Source organism: Halopseudomonas sp. MFKK-1, from assembly GCF_027474385.1.
In the GTDB taxonomy this organism is placed as follows: domain Bacteria; phylum Pseudomonadota; class Gammaproteobacteria; order Pseudomonadales; family Pseudomonadaceae; genus Halopseudomonas; species Halopseudomonas aestusnigri.
The window spans coordinates 2916522-2935347 of sequence record NZ_CP114836.1; the positions used below are offsets into that span (position 1 = coordinate 2916522).

At 60.2% G+C, this 18826-nt stretch carries 15 protein-coding genes; 5 read left to right on the plus strand and 10 right to left on the minus strand.

Annotated elements, in window-relative coordinates; all coding sequences use genetic code 11:
* Nucleotides 1-19: 19 nt before the first annotated feature.
* The 8 genes from O5O48_RS13615 to O5O48_RS13650 form a co-directional block, all read right to left on the minus strand.
* Nucleotides 20-838, minus strand: a complete 819-nt coding sequence (locus O5O48_RS13615) for a secretin N-terminal domain-containing protein (protein ID WP_269687288.1) — start codon at nt 836-838, stop codon at nt 20-22.
* Entirely contained in the window at nt 835-1833 is a 999-nt protein-coding gene (locus O5O48_RS13620; RefSeq protein WP_269687289.1) for a GNAT family N-acetyltransferase, read from the minus strand. The genes O5O48_RS13615 and O5O48_RS13620 overlap by 4 nt, the downstream gene beginning before the upstream one ends.
* Nucleotides 1826-2998 carry a JmjC domain-containing protein gene (locus tag O5O48_RS13625; RefSeq protein WP_434006965.1) on the minus strand — a complete coding sequence of 391 codons (1173 nt, stop codon included), beginning with the start codon at nt 2996-2998 and terminating at the stop codon, nt 1826-1828. Before O5O48_RS13625 ends, O5O48_RS13620 begins: the two co-directional genes overlap by 8 nt.
* A gap of 79 nt (nt 2999-3077) precedes the next feature.
* Entirely contained in the window at nt 3078-4448 is a 1371-nt protein-coding gene (gene purB / locus O5O48_RS13630) for an adenylosuccinate lyase (RefSeq protein ID WP_269687291.1), read from the minus strand.
* A gap of 37 nt (nt 4449-4485) precedes the next feature.
* Complete coding sequence (locus O5O48_RS13635) at nt 4486-5334, minus strand: DMT family transporter (RefSeq protein WP_266101906.1); 849 nt, start codon at nt 5332-5334, stop codon at nt 4486-4488.
* Nucleotides 5335-5368: 34 nt separating this feature from the next.
* Entirely contained in the window at nt 5369-5989 is a 621-nt protein-coding gene (hflD, locus tag O5O48_RS13640; protein ID WP_088274155.1) for a high frequency lysogenization protein HflD, read from the minus strand.
* Complete coding sequence (gene mnmA / locus O5O48_RS13645) at nt 5986-7110, minus strand: tRNA 2-thiouridine(34) synthase MnmA (RefSeq protein WP_269687292.1); 1125 nt, start codon at nt 7108-7110, stop codon at nt 5986-5988. Before mnmA ends, hflD begins: the two co-directional genes overlap by 4 nt.
* Nucleotide 7111: 1 nt before the next feature.
* A complete protein-coding gene (locus O5O48_RS13650) occupies nt 7112-7546 on the minus strand; it encodes an NUDIX hydrolase (RefSeq protein ID WP_088274157.1) in 435 nt (144 codons plus the stop codon).
* A gap of 339 nt (nt 7547-7885) precedes the next feature.
* On the opposite strand from O5O48_RS13650, the gene icd reads away from it, so the two are divergent.
* Nucleotides 7886-9142 carry an NADP-dependent isocitrate dehydrogenase gene (gene icd / locus O5O48_RS13655; protein WP_088274158.1) on the plus strand — a complete coding sequence of 419 codons (1257 nt, stop codon included), beginning with the start codon at nt 7886-7888 and terminating at the stop codon, nt 9140-9142.
* A 97-nt stretch (nt 9143-9239) separates the two neighbouring features.
* Here the strand turns inward: icd and cspD are convergent, their stop codons facing one another.
* Nucleotides 9240-9503, minus strand: coding sequence for a cold shock domain-containing protein CspD (cspD, locus tag O5O48_RS13660; RefSeq protein WP_088274159.1), 264 nt, complete (start codon nt 9501-9503; stop codon nt 9240-9242).
* Between the two features lie 227 nt (nt 9504-9730).
* Here cspD and clpS point away from each other — a divergent pair, with 227 nt between their 5' ends.
* Both clpS and clpA read left to right on the plus strand, forming a co-directional pair.
* Entirely contained in the window at nt 9731-10084 is a 354-nt protein-coding gene (gene clpS / locus O5O48_RS13665; RefSeq protein ID WP_373315075.1) for an ATP-dependent Clp protease adapter ClpS, read from the plus strand.
* A gap of 33 nt (nt 10085-10117) precedes the next feature.
* A complete protein-coding gene (gene clpA, locus O5O48_RS13670) occupies nt 10118-12385 on the plus strand; it encodes an ATP-dependent Clp protease ATP-binding subunit ClpA (RefSeq protein WP_228247534.1) in 2268 nt (755 codons plus the stop codon).
* Nucleotides 12386-12436: 51 nt separating this feature from the next.
* On the opposite strand, the gene xthA is transcribed toward clpA, so the two are convergent.
* Nucleotides 12437-13249, minus strand: coding sequence for an exodeoxyribonuclease III (gene xthA / locus O5O48_RS13675; protein WP_228247535.1), 813 nt, complete (start codon nt 13247-13249; stop codon nt 12437-12439).
* Nucleotides 13250-13397: 148 nt separating this feature from the next.
* On the opposite strand from xthA, the gene O5O48_RS13680 reads away from it, so the two are divergent.
* Together O5O48_RS13680 and O5O48_RS13685 are read left to right on the plus strand one after the other, a co-directional pair.
* Entirely contained in the window at nt 13398-15104 is a 1707-nt protein-coding gene (locus O5O48_RS13680; RefSeq protein WP_269687293.1) for an autotransporter assembly complex protein TamA, read from the plus strand.
* Entirely contained in the window at nt 15104-18799 is a 3696-nt protein-coding gene (locus tag O5O48_RS13685; protein WP_269687294.1) for a translocation/assembly module TamB domain-containing protein, read from the plus strand. Before O5O48_RS13680 ends, O5O48_RS13685 begins: the two co-directional genes overlap by 1 nt.
* Nucleotides 18800-18826: the final 27 nt, after the last annotated feature.

Below are 18826 nucleotides of genomic sequence, written 5' to 3' on the forward strand. Positions count from 1 at the left end.
AGGTTCAGGGCGTGACGCATCAGTCAAGTCGGTCTACTTTCAGGCGCAGCGTTCCGCTCTCCACTCGCTGGGTGCTGATCCGGCGGCCGAGGTCACTGTCATTGCCACCGTTCGACTCGTCGATTCCGCCAATGGATACCCACTCTCCCAGCCGAGCGGTGACTACGGTATCGGCTTGCTGCACGTCTATTACGCCGCTGTGCTGCGGATTGAGCCGATTATTGTTGGCGCTGATGGTGATGGTCGCGAGGTCGCCGCTGAGGCGAACGGTGGCATAGAAGCCCTGCGTCACGTCGCGGTACTGGGTCTGTTGAACAAGCTGGCCGTAGACGTTGGTGGTCGTGGTTGTGATCGGTACGCTCTGGCCGCCCTGAATCAGAACCGGGTAGCCTTCATTGGCGGTGATCTGGCGTACACCGTCGTTAGCGCCTGTGGTGCGACGGTTGATGATACGGGCGGTATTACCGTTGCCATCCGGCTGGCCGACAATGATCTCGACCGGTCCGGTATCTGCACTGCCGTCGACGCGGTAACCGCGCTGGCTGCCACTGCTGCTGCCGCTGCTGGCAACGCTGATCAGCAGGCGGGAGGGTTGCTTGTCCAGCTGGGCGATCAGCGCTTTGATCTCGCTGATGCGATTTGGCTCGGCTCTTATCAGGAGCTGGTTGCCGTAGGCCGAAACGCGCTCATTGGATTGCAGCATCGGCTGCAGGGCAGGGATGAGGTTTTCCGCAAGGTTGTATCCCAGCGGAACGATCTCGGTCGTGGGGGCCGCCTGCAGCGGGCTGGCTGCCAGACAAAGCAGGCAGAGCAAGGTTGCCAGGATGCGATGTTTCATAGCAGAAAACTCCTGATGGCCGGATCGGTCTGGCTGCTGTTCCAGCGCTCATCAAAGGTATCGCTCCAGCGCTTGACCTGATCCCGCGAAGTCTGGCGGACAAAGCCCTCGCGCTGGCGTGCTACGGGCAGCATCAGAAACCCCTGTTGGTCAATCATGGCCTGCGCATAGCTTTGTCTGGGCAGGTCAGGATGCTGCTTGCGTACCTGGCAGAGGCTCGGGAAGCGACGGGCAAGGCCCAGCAGGGTATGACCGCTGAGGAAGTCGTTACTGACTTCCTGCAGCAAGACCTGAATGCGTGCCTTGGGATTGCGGGCAATCAGACGCCCGCAGGCCTGCAGTATGGCCTTGCGGTTGAACAGCCACAGCGCCTGCTCGGGAGCGAAGATGCGCACGCTCTGCAGGCAGCCGTCAAGCAGTTCGATCAGTTGCTCCTGCGCGTTCTGCTCGGTGATCGGGATCATATCCGGATCGCTGTAGTCCGGTTTCGCTGGGGGCTCTTCGTCTGGATTGTGGATGGTGAAGCGACCCGGCGACACAAACTCGATGTGGGGCAGGTGGTCGGATTTCTGTGTGTCATCGCTCCAGCGCATGTCCTGATGTTCGATGCCGGCATCAAGATAGATGTCCGAGCAGACTTCAAAGCCCAGGCGCTGATAAAAGGGAACGGCGTGGGTTTGCGCTGACAGGAGCAGCGTGTGCATGCCCTTGTCGATGGCGTGCGCCATGATGGCCCGCATCAGGCGCTCGCCGAGGCCAAGGCCCCGGTGTTGCGGCAAAATGGCGATACGGCCAATATGGCCGTCCTTCAGCAGTCTGCCGGTGCCGACCGGGTGGCCGGCACGCAGCAGCAGGAAGTGGGTTGCGCCTTCATCCTGCGCGTCCCACTCCAGGTCTTCCGGGACCTGTTGCTCATCGATGAATACCCGTTGACGAATGTCGCGCAGGGCCTTGCCTGCCTGCCAGTCAACGGTTGTCACGACGACATCACTCATCCTGCCTCTCCATTAGCAAAAAGCCTTTCTCCACCAGCTGTTCAAGCAGCTCCTGGGCGTCTTCCTCGCTGGTCCAGCCGAGCAGTAACTCGGCCGGCAGTGAACGCTGATTACAGATTAGCTGAACCAGCGGAAGCAGCGAGCTGCCAACGACGCAGTGTTCGCCGTTGGCAAACAGTCGCAGGCTGCCATCGTTGGCCTGCCAGTAAGCCAGGCGGACTGCCGGGTTGGTGCACAGGCCAATGCCGTCATTGAGCGCGTCCATCAATGGTTCCGGCTCTCCAGCATAGGCCTGGGCCAGCTCCGGATACTTTGCTTCGGTCATGTGTCGACCGAACCAGGTTGCCAGTGCCTCTTTATCTGAGACCAGTTCCAGTACGCTTTGTTGCAAGCGGTCGATCGCTGCCTGATCGATGGCGGCCGGGTCCTGGGGCTGGCTGATACCAGCATCGGTGTAGCGCTCGTCGTCACTGAGCAGGTGGGCAAGATAATCCGTGAAGTGCACCAGCACTTCCTGATGGCTCGGGGCGCGGAAGCCGACGGAGATAGTCATGCAGCCGGTTTCGGCGATGCCATCGTGGGCAACCCCCGGGGGAATATAGAGCATGTCACCGGGTTCCAGCACCCACTCGTCCTGGCAGTCGAAGTCGGCGAGGATGCGCAGATCCGGGTGGTCGAGCAGCGGACTGTCGACGGTGCAGTGCTGACCAACCCGCCAGCGGCGCTTGCCGTACCCTTGCAGCAGGAACACATCGTAGTTGTCGTAGTGCGGGCCCACGCCACCGCCGGGTGCGGCGTAGCTGATCATGATGTCGTCAATCCGCCAGGTCGGCAGGAAGCGGAACCGGTCGAGCAGGTCCGCGACCTCCGGAACGAACTGATCCACGGCCTGGACCAGTAGTGTCCAATCCCGTTCAGGCAGCCTGGAGTAGGTGTCATCAGGGAAGGGGCCGCGCTGCAGTTCCCACGGGTGAGCACCGTCCTTGATGATCAGCCTGGACTCAACTTCCTCTTCCAGCGACAGGCCAGCAAGTTCGTTTGGCTCAATGGGGCTTTCAAAGTTGGGGAAGGCCTGGCGGATCAGCAGCGGTTTGCGTTGCCAATACTCGGCGAGGAAGCGTTCTACGCCAATGTCGCCAAACAGCGAGTCGAATTCAGTTGTCATCATTCTGGCTCCAGAATAGACAACGCCCGGTCAATCCGGGCGCTGGGGAAGGTTTGCCGGCCCCCACGGGGCTGGCAGATCAGATGCGTTTTGCTTGTGCCACGGCATTGCCGATGTAGCTGGCCGGGGTCATCGCCTTGAGCTCGACCTTGGCTTGCTCCGGAATCTCCAGGCTATCAACGAAGGCTAGCAGGGCGTCGGGGGTAATGCCTTTGCCGCGGGTCAGGTCCTTGAGTTTTTCATAGGCGTTTTCAACGCCGAAACGGCGCATGACGGTCTGAATCGGCTCGGCCAGGACTTCCCAGCAGTTGTTCAGATCCTCAGCCATGCGGGCCTCGTTCAGCTCCAGCTTGCCGATGCCCTTGAGTGACGATTCATAGGCGATGACGCTGTGGGCAAAGCCGACGCCCAGGTTACGCAGTACGGTCGAGTCGGTCAGGTCGCGCTGCCAGCGGGAGATCGGCAGTTTGCTTGCCAGATGCTGCATGATGGCGTTGGCGATGCCCAGGTTGCCTTCGGAGTTTTCGAAGTCGATCGGGTTGACCTTGTGCGGCATGGTCGAGGAGCCGATTTCGCCGGCAACGGTCTTCTGCTTGAAGTAGCCCAGCGAGATGTAGCCCCAGATGTCGCGGTCGAAGTCGATCAGGATGGTGTTGAAGCGAACGACCGCGTCGAACAGCTCGGCGATGTAATCGTGCGGCTCGATCTGGGTGGTATAGGGGTTGAACTGCAGGCCCAGCGTCTGCTCGATGAATTGCTTGGCGTTGGCTTCCCAGTCCAGCTCGGGGTAAGCCGACAGATGAGCGTTGTAGTTGCCGACGGCACCATTGATCTTGCCCAGCAGCGGGATGCTCTCGATTTGGGCGATCTGGCGCTCCAGACGGTAAACCACGTTGGCCAGTTCCTTGCCGAGCGTGGTCGGGGAGGCAGGCTGGCCGTGGGTGCGCGACAGCATCGGTACGGCGGCATGCTCAATGGCCAGGGCGCGAATGGCGGCGGCAATCTGGCGCATCAGCGGCAGCAGCACTTCATCGCGGCCGGCACGCAGCATCAGTGCGTGGGACAGGTTGTTGATGTCCTCAGAAGTGCAGGCGAAGTGAATGAATTCGCTGACTTTTTCCAGCTCCGGAAGCTGCTTGGCCTGCTCCTTGAGCAGGTACTCAACGGCTTTCACGTCGTGGTTGGTGGTGCGCTCAAACTCCTTGACGCGTTCGGCGTGGGCCATGTCGAAGTCTTCAGCCAGGCGATTCAGGATCGCATTGGCTTCGGCGGAGAAGGGCGCGACTTCGCTGATGCCCGGGTGAGCGGCGAGGCACTGCAGCCAGCGCACTTCGACCTGTACACGGAAGCGAATCAGACCATATTCGCTGAAAATAGAACGCAGGCTGGCGGTCTTGCTGCCATAGCGGCCATCAACCGGGGATACGGCGGTCAGGGAAGAAAGTTGCATAGTTCTCTCGTCGAGCTGCTGGCGGAAAAGGGCCAAATCATACACCAGCCGGGCGGGTTTTGCCCGACTTGGAGGGCAGATACACGCTGATCAGGCTGGCGGCGAAGATCAGGCCGGCACCGGCCCATGATGACCAGCCCGGCACCTCACCCCACAGTGCCCAGGCAAACAGACCGGAAAACACGATAGCCAGGTAGCTCAATGGCCCGATTTTGCCGGGCGGAGCGAGGGCGTAGGCCTTGGACATCACCAACTGGCTGACGGTCGCAACCAGCCCGACAGCAATCAGCAGGCCGACTTGTTTCAGCGTCAGCGGTTGCCAGGCCCAGGTCATCGGGATGGCGGACAGCAGCGCCGAAAACGTCGAAAAATAAAACACGATACGGGTCGCAGGTTCACTGTTGCTCATCGCCCTGATGGAGACGAATGCGCAGGCCGCAAGCAGGCTGGCGGCGACGCCGGCGAGGGCCTTGGGGTCAAACAGCGCGCCGCTGGGCTTGGCGACCAGGATAACGCCAACGAAGCCGATGGACACCGCCAGCAGCATGCGCCCGGTCAGGCTTTCCTTCAGCCACCACCAGGCCAGTACGGGAGTAAAGACCGGTGCTGCGTAGGTGAACACCATGGCATCGGCCAGCGGCAGATGGGCAATGGCGTAGAAGAAGCAGTACATCGCCCCCAGGCCATAGAAGGTACGCAGGAAGTGGTTACCAAGGCGGCTGGTACGAAAAGGGCCAAAGCCGCGCACCAGAATGATGGGGATGAAGAACAGTACGCCGATCAGGTTGCGGGCGAAGACGACGGTTTCGTTATTGACGCCCTCTGACACTTCGCGGATCAGCACCCCCATGCAGGCGAACAGCAGAGCCGACAGCGCCAGCAGCATGGCGCCGGCGCGGGGCTGGTCCTGGCGGACCAGTTCAACCACGCAGCACCGCGCGAGTGGCGTCCAGCAGCTTCTTGCGTTGAAACAGCAACTGCCAGCGATGACCGCCAACCTGGCGCCAGAGCGTCGCAGAGCGAATGCCGGCCAGCAGCAGCGTGCGCACCCGGTTGGCGACCTCCGGCTGCTGCAAAAAACGCATGTCACCATGGACCTGAATGCGCAGGCGCAGCGTGCTGATGGTGTCCTGGTAGGTGCTTCCGAGCGACGCCATGACGTTGTCGTGCAGCAGGCCAAAGTGCTCGACCTGGTTTTCGGCCTGGGCAATACGCTGGCCGAGTACCTGCAACATGTCCTCGCGCTTGGCCAGCTGACGCTCAAGGGAGAGCAGGTTCATGACGTAGCGCAGGGCATCGCGCTGGAGGGCTCCGGTATCGCGCTCGAGCATGGCCTCCAGTGCTTGCAGGCCGCTGCGAATCTGGTGCGGGCTGCCGCCGTAGACATCAATGACGTTATCCGGTGAGCGCTTGAGGATGCTGGCTACCAGGCAGGAGCCCGGGCCCTCAGCCAGCTTTCCGCTGCGCGCCAGGCGGTCGACCTGAATGCCGGCCTCAAAGGTGGCGCCTAACGCAATGACCTGATCGGTGGCGCGGCTCACGGTGCTTCTCCGCTGGCAATGGCGGTCTCGATCACGCCACCACCCAGGCAGATGTCGCCGCTGTACAAGACCAGCGACTGGCCGGGCGTTACCGCGCGTTGTGGTTCGTCAAAGCGAACCAGATAGCCGTCTTGGGTCTTCTCCAGCGTGCAGGCCTGGTCGGCCTGCCGGTAGCGGACCTTGGCAGTCAGGCGCAGAGGTTCGGTGATCTCGATCGGGTTTACCCAGTAGATTGAGGAGCAGGTGAGGGCGTCGGAGAACAGCCATGGGTGGTTGTTGCCCTGGCCGACAATCAGCACGTTGTTGGTCAGATCCTTGCGCAGCACGTACCAGGGTTCATCACTGGCACCCTGAAGGCCGCCAATGCCCAGTCCCTGACGCTGGCCGATGGTGTGGTACATCAACCCGTGATGCCGACCGATCACGGTGCCGTCGGTGGTTTCGATATCGCCCGGCTGCGCTGGCAGATATTGCTTGAGGAAGTCGCTGAAGCGGCGCTCGCCGATAAAGCAGATGCCCGTCGAGTCTTTCTTGCGGGCGGTGGCCAGCTCGTAGCGTTCGGCGATGCGACGCACTTCGGGCTTTTCCAGTTCGCCAACCGGGAACAGGGTGCGGGCAATCTGCTCGGCACCGACGGCATGCAGGAAGTAGCTTTGGTCCTTGTTGTTGTCGATCCCGCGCAGCAGAACGGTCTGACCATCGCGCTCTGCACGGCGTACGTAATGACCGGTTGCGATCAGGTCGGCGCCCAGCGACAGGGCATAGTCCAGAAACGCCTTGAACTTGATCTCGCGGTTGCAGAGGATGTCCGGGTTGGGAGTGCGGCCGGCCTTGTATTCTTCCAGGAAGTGCTCGAAGACGTTATCCCAGTACTCTGCGGCAAAGTTGGCGGTATGCAGCTTGATGCCCAGTTTGTCGCTTACAGCCTGGGCGTCTGCCAGGTCTTCCATCGCAGTGCAGTACTCGGTGCCGTCGTCTTCGTCCCAGTTTTTCATGAACAGGCCTTCGACCTGATAGCCCTGTTCCAGCAGCAGTGCGGCTGAAACGGACGAGTCGACACCGCCGGACATGCCGACGATGACGCGAGTTTCGGAGTTGGGCGTGTTTGGCTGGGTAGACATGTCAGCGAATCAAATCCAGTGAATAGTGCGGTTTATTCAGATAATCCTGCACGCAGCCCAGAACCAGATGGCTGCGCAGATGTTCAGTATTGTCGACAAGTTCGTCGAGCGACATCCAGCGCGCGCGAATAATACCTTCGTCCAGCGTTCGTCCGGCGTCATGACTGATAGGCTTGGCACTGAAACAAACGCGCTGATAGGTCTCGCCGTTGGCCGCCTGGAACAGATAGATGCCGACGACAGTGGTAAGCTCGACGTGCCAGCCCGTTTCTTCCAGGGTTTCCCTCAGGGCGGCCTGGAGCAGGGTTTCGTCGGCCTCAAGGTGGCCAGCGGGTTGATTCAGGACAATACGCCCATCGCGCTTTTCCTCGACCATCAAAAAACGCGACTGATGTTCGATAATGGTGGCGACGGTGACGTGGGGTAGAAATCGCATCGCGGCTCCTCGGCAGGTGCGATAGGGTAGCGCAAACCACCGATTCGGTGAACCTCCGCTGCCGGCTTTGGTAAAGCGGAGGAAAACGGCTAGGATTCTGAGTGGTCGTGTTTTGTAGTGTGGTTGTAGTGTTACTACATATTGTCGACTGATCATCCCTCATTGATAGCTCAAATGGCGGTGGAGGGCGGCAGGTCACGAGATTGTAGACAAAAGTGCGTGACATTCTGTAGGAAAACTACAACAATAGCGCGGCTGAAAATCCGTATTCATGGGATGTTGGGGGTTACCCGCCTGCCGGCATCGCCTGTGGCAACGACAACATAAACGGAGTCAAAGATGGGATACCAAAAGATCAAGGTGCCGGCCAGCGGCGACAAAATTACCGTTAACGCCGACCTTTCCCTGAACGTACCCGACAACCCGATCATCCCCTTCATCGAGGGTGACGGCATCGGTTTCGATATTTCCCCTGTCATGATCAAGGTCGTCGACGCTGCTGTTGAAAAAGCGTACGCCGGCAAGCGCAAGATTTCCTGGATGGAAGTCTATGCGGGCGAGAAAGCCACTCAAGTCTATGATCAGGACACCTGGCTGCCGGCTGAAACGCTGGACGCCATCAAAGAGTATGTTGTTTCCATCAAAGGCCCGCTGACTACTCCGGTAGGCGGTGGTATCCGCTCCCTGAACGTTGCCCTGCGTCAGGAACTCGACCTCTATGTCTGCCAGCGTCCTGTTCGCTGGTTCGAAGGTGTGCCGAGCCCGGTCAAGAAGCCGGGTGATGTTGACATGGTCATCTTCCGCGAGAACTCCGAAGACATCTACGCGGGTGTCGAGTGGAAAGCCGGCAGCCCGGAAGCTGAAAAGATCATCAAGTTCCTGACCGAAGAAATGGGCGTCAAGAAGATCCGCTTCACCGACATGTGCGGTATCGGTATCAAGCCGGTTTCCGAAGCAGGCACCAAGCGTCTGGTTCGCCAGGCTCTGCAATACACCGTCGACAACGACCGTGACTCCCTGACCCTGGTTCACAAGGGCAACATCATGAAGTTCACCGAAGGTGCCTTCAAGGACTGGGGTTACGAAGTTGCTCGCGATGAATTCGGTGCCGAGCTGCTGGACGGCGGTCCGTGGATGCAGTTCAAGAACCCGAACACCGGTAAGAACATCGTAGTCAAGGACGTCATCGCTGACGCCATGCTGCAGCAGATCCTGCTGCGTCCGGCCGAGTACGACGTTATCGCTACCCTGAACCTGAACGGTGACTACCTGTCCGACGCGCTGGCCGCTGAAGTAGGCGGTATCGGTATTGCTCCGGGTGCCAACCTGTCCGACTCCGTTGCCATGTTCGAAGCGACCCACGGTACTGCGCCGAAGTACGCTGGTCAGGACAAGGTCAACCCGGGTTCGGTGATCCTGTCTGCTGAAATGATGCTCCGCCACATGGGCTGGGTTGAAGCGGCCGACCTGATCATCAAGGGCGTTAACGGTGCCATCGCCAACAAGACAGTGACTTACGATTTCGAGCGTCTGATGGACGGTGCGAAGCTGCGCAAGTGCTCCGAGTTTGGTGACGACGTCATCGGCGCCATGTAAGCGCAAAGATGCGGGTCGTGTTGAGCGATCCGCATTGGCTGAAAACAACAAAGCCGGCGAAAGCCGGCTTTGTTGTTTGCGTGATCTGAATGGTCACTCAGTCATGCATGAGGCTCGTTGCGCCTTCATTTTCCACCTGTTTCTTGCTAGGTTGCTCAACGGTGGACTGGATGTTGATGGCGTGCAAGCCCTTGGGGCCCTGGATAATGTCAAACTGAACCGGCTGACCGGCCTTGAGCGTTTTGTAGCCGTCCATGTGGATGGCGGAATAGTGCGCAAAGAGGTCTTCGTCCCGCCCGTTCGCTACGATAAATCCGTAGCCCTTGGCATTGTTGAACCATTTGACCTTACCGTTCTCCATACTACGTCCCTCTGATAGCTTGTCACATCATGTGAGTGGTGTGGTTCTTGCTGACCAACTGGGTGTTCGGGATGTAAATGGTGACTGGTCAGTCAAGCACTATTACACTTTTAACATCGAATCGGGGCAAGTCAAGCAGCCCCCAAAGTAAGCTGTGTACCAGTACGCAGTTTTGCGATGAGCGGCATCTTTTCTGGCTTCCAGCGGTGATACGGCAAATGTTTTCAATGACAGATTTTCAACTAACCTTAAATCACGGGTCGGGTGAGCCCGAACATGAGGATGATCACGGCCTGGCGGTCGAGACCAGCAAGCCTCAGCTCAAGCCCCCGTCCCGCTATAAGGTCATCATGCTGAACGATGACTACACACCGATGGATTTTGTTGTGGAGGTTCTGGAGCGTTTCTTTGCCCATAACCGGGAAAGTGCCACACAGATCATGCTCAAGGTGCATACTGAAGGTAGAGCGGTCTGCGGCATCTATACCCGGGATATAGCCGAAACCAAGGCCGCGGACGTCAACGACTACGCGAGGGAATGCCAGCACCCGTTGATGTGTCAGATTGAACGGGAAGCGTAACAAGGCGAATAGCATCGCATACGAGGTGGCAACATGCTCAATAGAGATCTCGAGATCACCCTGAACCTGGCGTTCAAGGATGCGCGCAACAAGCGGCATGAATTCATGACCGTTGAACACCTGTTGCTGGCGCTGCTGGACAACCAGGCCGCGATCGAAGTGCTCAACGCCTGTGGTGCGGATCTGGAACGCCTGCGGCGAGAGCTAACCGAATTTATTGACTCCACCACGCCGCTGATCCCGAAGCAGGATCAGGAGCGTGAGACCCAGCCAACGCTGGGCTTTCAGCGCGTGCTGCAGCGCGCGGTATTCCACGTACAGAGCTCCGGCAAGGGCGAGGTGAGCGGAGCAAATGTTCTGGTCGCGATTTTCAGCGAGCAGGAAAGTCAGGCTGTGTTTTTCCTCAAGCAGCAGCAGATTGCGCGTATCGACATCGTCAACTTCATCTCGCACGGCATTTCCAAGGTTCAGAGTGATGCCGAGCAGCTCGGTGACGAGCAGGAGTCCATGGATGAAGAAACTGCAGAGGGCGCTACCGCCAGCAATCCGCTGGAGGCCTACGCCAGCAATCTGAATGAGATGGCGCGCAAGGGCCGGATCGATCCGCTGGTTGGGCGTGCCTCGGAAGTCGAGCGCGTTGCGCAGATTCTCATGCGTCGCCGCAAGAATAACCCGCTGCTGGTTGGTGAGGCAGGTGTTGGCAAAACGGCGATCGCTGAAGGGCTCGCCAAGCGTATCGTTGACGGCGAAGTGCCGGATACGCTTTCCGAAGCAGTGGTCTACTCGCTGGACCTGGGGGCGCTGTTGGCCGGTACCAAATATCGCGGTGACTTTGAGAAGCGTTTTAAGGCGCTGCTCAAAGCGCTGAAAAAACGCCCGCATGCGATTTTGTTTATTGATGAAATCCACACCATCATCGGTGCTGGCGCCGCTTCAGGTGGCGTGATGGATGCCTCAAACCTGCTCAAGCCGCTGCTGTCGTCCGGTGAGATTCGCTGCATCGGGTCGACCACGTTCCAGGAATTTCGCGGCATTTTCGAGAAGGATCGTGCGCTGGCGCGCCGCTTCCAGAAAGTTGACGTGGTCGAGCCGTCGGTCACTGACACCATTCAGATTCTCAAGGGGCTCAAGAGCCGCTTCGAGGAGCACCACGGTATTCGCTATACCGATGAGGCGTTGAAAGCGGCAGCTGAATTAGCCAGTCGCTATATCAATGACCGCCACATGCCGGACAAGGCGATTGACGTTATCGACGAGGCTGGCGCCTATCAGCGCCTGCAGCTGCCGGAAAATCGTCCGGAGTTCATCGACGTTGCCGAGGTCGAGGCGATTGTTGCCAAGATCGCGAGGATTCCGCCCAAGCACGTGTCCTCCAATGACAAGGAACTGCTGAAGAATCTGGAGCGCGACCTCAAGCTGGTGGTATTCGGTCAGGACAGCGCTATCGATGCTCTGGCGACCGCGATCAAGCTATCGCGGGCAGGGCTGAAGTCGGCGGATAAACCGATTGGTTCCTTCCTGTTTGCCGGTCCAACCGGGGTGGGCAAGACCGAGGTGACCCGTCAGTTGGCCAAGAGCCTTGGAGTAGAACTGCTGCGCTTTGACATGTCAGAGTACATGGAGCGGCATACCGTCTCCCGTCTGATCGGTGCGCCGCCGGGCTACGTCGGTTTCGATCAGGGCGGTCTGCTGACCGAAGCGGTTACCAAGAGCCCGCATTGCGTATTGCTGCTTGATGAAATCGAGAAGGCGCATCCTGAAGTCTTCAACCTGCTTTTGCAGGTGATGGACCACGGCACCTTGACCGACAACAACGGGCGCAAGGCGGATTTCCGCAATGTGATCATCGTGATGACCACCAACGCCGGTGCCGAAACCATGTCGCGCGCCTCGATCGGCTTTACCAAGCAGGATCACAGCACCGATGGCATGGAGATCATCAAGAAAGCCTTTACACCGGAGTTTCGTAACCGTCTGGATGCCATCATCCAGTTTGGCCGCCTGACCCACGAAAGTATCAAGTTCGTGGTCGACAAGTTCCTCACCGAACTGCAGGCCCAGCTGGAAGACAAGCACGTACTGCTGGATGTGGACGAAGATGCCCGCAACTGGCTGGCCGAGCATGGCTATGACCCGCTGATGGGCGCGCGGCCGATGGCACGTTTGATTCAGGACAAGATCAAGCGTCCGCTGGCCGAGCAGATTCTGTTTGGCGAACTGGCCGAGCAGGGCGGTACGGTGCATGTCACGCTGCGCGACGGCGAGCTGGAAATCGAGGTGCCGGAGGCGGAAGTCGCCTGAAGGCATCCGCTATGAAAAAGACCGGCATGTGCCGGTCTTTTTTTGTCTCGATCAGACGCTGAAGCGGGCCCAGATTGGTGCGTGGTCGGAGGGTTTTTCCATGCCGCGTATGTCGTAGTCGATGTCGCTTTCCACGCAGTGCTCGGCCAGCGCCCGGCTTGCCAGCACCATATCAATGCGCAAGCCGCGCTTGGGCGTGTCTTCAAAGCCGCGGCTGCGATAGTCGAACCAGCTGTAGCGATCCGACTCGGGATTCAGGTGGCGGAAGGTGTCGATCAGCCCCCAGCCCTTGAGGCGCGCCATCCAGTCGCGCTCTTCCGGCAGGAAGCTGCATTTGCCGGTACGCAGCCAACGCTTGGCGTTGTCCGGGCCAATGCCGATATCGGCGTCGGTATCGGAAATGTTCATGTCGCCGATGATGGCAATGCGTTGATCCGGCGTGAACTCGCCCTCCAGGTGGCTCTGCAGATCGGCGTAGAACTTCTCCTTGGCCGGAAACTTGACTGGATGATCGCGGCTTTCCCCTTGCGGGAAGTAGCCATTGAGCACAATCAGTGGCTCGCCATCGGCGCAGGGGATGGCGGCGCTGATCATCCGGCGCTGGGCATCATCTTGATCAGTTGGAAACCCCTTGCGCACCCACAGCGGTTTCTGGCGGGTCAGCAGGGCAACACCGTAGTGACCCTTCTGGCCGTGAAAGGCAACGTGGTAACCCAGCGCTTCGACATCGGCCAGCGGAAACTGCGGATCGTCAACCTTGGTTTCCTGCAGCCCGATGACATCCGGGTTGTGGCGGCTCACCAGTTCCTGCAATTGGTGCGGTCGAGCCCGCAGGCCATTGATGTTGAACGAGACGATCTTCATGGGCGTGTCCTGGCAAGTCGGTAATCGGCTGCTCGGTTTCAGAGCAGTCAGTGGCCGCTAGGGTAGCCTAAACAGAGCGGATTTGGGACCCGCCAATAGGCCTGGCATGTTAGCATTCGGGTTGCGAAAACCTGCCGGGATGGAGCTCATGCGTCGCGCCTTTTCACTGTTGTCTCTTGTCTTTGCCGTGTCTGCAGCGCAGGCCGGGGTCAAGGTCACAGTCGAGCCTGCAAAAAGGGCCCTGCGTGAAAATATCGAAGCCTATATCGGTCCGGTTGAAGCCGACAGCCATGCCGAAATGGCGCGCCAGTTACGTTATCTCGATCAGCAGGCAACACTCGCAGCCCAGGCGCTGGGCTACTATCAGACCCGTAACGAGTTGACTATCAGCGGCCCCGAAGACGACCCCGTGCTGAATGTGCGCGTCGAATCGGGCGAGCCGGTGCGGCTGGACCGGGTGGATGTTCAGGTACTCGGCGCTGGTGCTTCAACGCCGGCCTTTGCGCTGGGTGTCAGTGATCTGCTGCGCGAAGGGCAGGTGCTCAATCATGGGCAATACGAAACACTCAAGACACGCATAAGCAATCGTGCACTGCGCTACGGTTACTTCAAGGGGCAGTACCTCAAGCGCGAGCTTCGCGTCGACCCAGAGCAGGGCAAGGCAGACGTCGATATCCGTTACGACACTGGCCCGCGTTACAGCTTCGGGCCTGTTCACTTTTCCGAAACCCAGTTCAGTGACGACCTGCTGACGCGCATGGTGCCCTTCGAGGCCGGCGCACCTTATGACGCGGATCTGGTCGGCAAGCTGAATCAGGATTTGCTCTCCAGCGGTTACTTCAGGGGCGTGCTGGTGACCGCCCCGGCCGACCGGGCGGTTGGCGAGCAGGTACCGGTCGAGGTGGAAATCACCGAGCGTGATCCCAACTCGCTCGGCTTTGGTGGCGGTTATTCCACGGATGTCGGCGCCCGGGCGCGAATGACCTGGGACCAGCACTGGATCAACCCGCAGGGCCACAGTCGCGGGGCCAGCATGGAGCTGTCGCTGCCGCGTCAGGAGCTCAGTGCCTTCTACCAGGTGCCGCTGGATGACCCGATCACCCACCAGCTGCGCTATTTCGTCGGCTGGCAGAAGGAAGATATTGACGACGTTCAGACCCACAGCTTTGCGCTCGGTGCCGAGGTCAACAAGCGTCTTGAAAGCGGCTGGCAGCGCAGTGTCGGCCTGCGCTTGCAGCAGGAGGTCTTCTCGCTAGGTGATGACAGCGGAACCGCCACCATGCTGATTCCCAGTCTGGTGCTGCAGCGCACGCACTCCACCGGCGGGATGGACCCGCAGAGCGGCTACAGCATGTTACTGGATGTTCAGGGGGCCAAGGAGGGGGTGCTGTCGACCGTGGACTTCGCCCGTGTCATGGGCCAGCTCAAGGGGCTCCATACGGTGTTTGAGCGGCATCGCTTTCTGGGCCGGATCGCGCTTGGGGCTGTTGCTACCAACGACTTTGCCAGTATCCCGCCGTCACTGAGATTTTTTGCCGGCGGTGACCAGAGCATTCGCGGCTATGACTACCAGAGCCTGTCGCCGGTCGACAGCACCGGTGAAACCATTGGTGCGCGCTATCTGATGGCCTCCAGCGCCGAGTACCAGTATGAGTTCATCCGCAATTGGCGCGCGGCAACCTTTGTCGACCACGGCAACGCGGTCGATTCACTGACAGACCCGCTGAAAACCAGCGTGGGTGTCGGCATCCGCTGGGCGTCGCCCATCGGTCCCATCCGCTTCGATCTGGCACGCTCACTGTCGGACCCGGACGTGGGTTTCAAGATTCACTTTTCGATGGGGCCTGAGTTGTGATGCGCTTTCTGCTTAAGGCCTTGCTGCGTGGGCTGGTTATCCTGCTGGCGCTGCCGTTGCTGCTGGGCCTGCTGCTGGCCAGTGACTCGGTAAACCGCTGGCTGTTCGAGCAGGCAGACAACCAGCTGCCACAGTTGTCACTGGCCTTCGAGCAGGGCAACCTCTGGCGTGGCTGGTCGTTCGGCAGCGTGCGCTGGCAGGACGATAGCCTCGACATCGGCATTGATCGGCTGGCAATGCAATGGAGCCCCTCCTGCCTGTTCGGTGCGACGCTGTGTATTGATAGTCTGTCTGCAGACAAGGTCAGCATCATAACCCGTGCCAGTGAAGCGACCGAGGGGGCGTCCGTTCTGACCCTGCCCGAGGTGCAGCTGCCTGTCGCGCTGGAGGTCGGTCGGCTCCATCTGGGCACCCTGTCGCTGGATGGCGAGACGGCCTTGTTGCGGGATCTCGACCTGGTTGCCTTTGCACGCGATGACAAATTGGTCGTGCAGACGTTCAGCGGTCAAGGGCCGGATCTGCGCTGGCGACTGGACGGGTATGTGCGGATGCAGGATGACTGGCCGCTTGAGCTGAATGCGGAGCTGACGCTGCCTGCGGTCGATGAGCGTGACTGGCGTATGCGGCTCAGGGCGGGCGGCGATCTGCGTGAGTTGCAGTTGCAGGCCGATAGCCGTGGCTATCTCGCGGGTCAGTTGAATCTCGAGGCAAACCTGTTTGAGGCAGGTTATCCGGTCCGCTTGCACTGGCGTGGCGAGGACTTCCTGCCGCTGCGCAGCTTTCCGGAGACGCTGACGCTTCAGGGGCTCACGCTTGAGCTGGAGGGCAGCCTGGAAAACGGTTACGCGCTGCAGGCCGATGCCCGCTTGCCCGCCGCGAACGGCGAGGTTGACCTGACCCTGAGCGCACTGGCGACAACCGTCGGTATCGATCAACTGGCGCTGGTGCTGGCGGTTGCCGACGAGCCGGCCCGTCAACTCTCCCTCAGCGGCACAGCGAACTGGCGCGATGAACTTGAGGCAGACGTCAAGCTGGCGCTGGACCGGTTTCCCTGGCAATCGCTTTACCCGGTCGACACCGGCGAGGTGGTACTTCAGCAGTTGGCTGCTGCCGCCAGCCTGCGCTCGGGGAAAATTGATGCCCGGCTGGACGGCGAGCTGACCGGAGTCGCCGGGCAGCAGGTCATGGTTGGGGCGCAGGTCAGCGGGGATCAGCAGGCTCTGCAGATCAGTCCGCTCAGTCTGTCGACGGCAGCAGGCAACGCTACCGGGACTCTGCAGCTGGGGTTGCAGCCCGTGCTCAGGTGGAACGGTCGGTTCGAGCTGGATGGTATCGACCCGGGTATCTTTGTTGCCGCCTTGCCAGGGCGCTTGAACGGCCAACTGAATAGCACTGGCACCCTTGAGAACCAGCAGCTGCAACTGGCGTCAGACTGGAGCGTGCAGGGCGAGGTGCGAAATGAGCCGCTGCAATTTGCCGGCGCCCTGAACAAGCGTGCGGAGGTGTGGTCGATCTCCGGGCTGCGTCTATCGCAGGGCAGCAACCGGATAGCCGGCCAGGGACAGTGGGGCCCTGAGGTCAATGGCCAGCTGAGTCTGCAGCTCAACGAGATGAAAACACTTTGGCCCGGTCTGAGAGGCATGGCCAAGGGCGAGTTGCAGCTTGCCGGCAGTCGTGATGCTCCGCAGATCACGGTAGCCGTCAATGGCGAGCAGCTGGGCTATGACGACCTTCGTGTCGACAGGCTTGCCGTACAGGCTGACACTACCTTGAGCGAGCGCCTGCCGCTGTCCCTGAACCTGTCGGCGGATCAACTGCGCAGCGCTGATACTGCGCTCGGCAACCTGCAACTGACCGCGAGTGGCGAGCGGGCCGGGCATGAGTTGCAGCTACGCCTGCTGGGCGGCGTCGCCGAGGCTGAACTGTCAGTGTCGGGCAGCCTGTCGGATGTCGCCTGGCGGGGGGAGTTGAGCCGGGGTGTGCTGCGTTTCGAGCATCTTGAGCTGTTGCAGGCAACACCAGCAGCGCTTCGCTACCAACTGGCCGCAGGGCGGCTTCAGCTGGCCGGGCACTGCTGGCGTCAGTCCGATGCAGAGCTCTGTTTCAGAGGCGAGCAGACGCTGATGCCGGATCGCCAGCTGGACGTTGAGTTGAGCGCGTTCAATCTGGCGGATCTTGCCGCCTGGCTGCCGGAGGACTTTGACTGGGAGGGCCTGCTTGACGGCCAGCTTACGCTGCAGCAGAACGCGGGCAGAGCGCCCGTGGCGGATATTCGGTTGGGTTCGGACGACGGCGTTATTACCGTTGATGATGGCCGTGAGACCCTGGCCTTTCCTTACCAGCGTCTGCAGCTGACCAGCGAACTGCAAGCAAAAACTGCCACTGCACAATTCGAATTGCGCAGCGATGTGATCGGCCGGCTGGCGATCGGCGCTGACGTGCGCGACCCTGCGGGCAACCAGCAGTTGAGCGGTCGCTATCAGCTAGAAGGTCTGAAGCTCGACTTTCTGCGCCCCTTCCTGCCGAATGTCGAGCAATTGCGGGCGACCCTCAATGGTGACGGCCAACTGTCCGGCGTGTTGCGCGCTCCGGTGGCGACTGGTCTTTTGACAATGCGCGATGGGCTGGTAAGCGGGCCGAACCTGCCCATCAGTCTGGAGCAGCTTGAGGCCGACATAGCCATTGATGGGCAACGGCTGAATATCGACGGGCGCTGGCGCAGCGGTGAGAAGGGCGAAGGGGCACTGCAAGGGACCGTCGGCTGGGCACCGCTGGACGTTGCCCTGCAGTTGAACGGGCACGATCTGCCGGTCACCGTTGAGCCCTATGCCCGCGTGCTGGTGGCTCCTGCGCTCGACATCAGCCTGAGTGGCGGTAATCTGCATGTTGGCGGTGAGCTGGCGGTTCCGGAGGGGGATATTGTGGTGCGCGAGTTGCCAGCCAGCGCGGTGCGGGTTTCACCTGATACGGTTATTGTTGGCCAGCAAGCGCCCGCCGTCACCGAGGAGCTGGGTATTACCGCCAGGGTCAGGTTGATCATTGGTGATCAGCTCAGGCTCAATGCCTTCGGCCTCAAGGGTCGTCTGAAAGGTCAGCTGGAAGTGCAGGAAAACCTGAATGCCAATGGTGATCTGCAGATACTGGATGGCGAGTTCCGTCGCCTGGGTCAGGACCTCAGGCTGCGTCGCGCACTGTTGCTGTTCTCCGGGCCACTCAGTCAGCCCTATCTGAATATCGAAGCGATTCGCCGGGTGGACGACGTCATCGCCGGCCTGCGCGTGACCGGTAACGCCCGGGCGCCCACCACTCGGGTATTCTCGGAGCCCGGCATGTCACAGCAGGAAGCCATGGCATATCTGATGCTGGGGCGTCCATTGGGGCAGGAAGGGGACAGCAACATGCTGGGGCAGGCAGCTCTGGGTCTTGGGCTTGCAGGCGCGGCGCCAATCACCCGGCATATCGGTGACGCTCTGGGGCTGGAGGATTTTGTTGTCGAGTCCGAAGGGCAGGGCGTTGATACCCAGGTCGTTGCCAGCGGCAGTCTCACCGACAAGCTCAGTGTGCGCTATGGTGTGGGCGTGTTTGAGCCGTCCAACAATCTGGCGCTGCGCTATGAGCTGTCACGACGGTTATACCTTGAAGCGGTCAGCGGCTTTGCCAGCTCGCTGGATTTCTTCTATCGTATCGACTTCTGATTTCCGGGCGGGTGGCGCTCAGCGGCC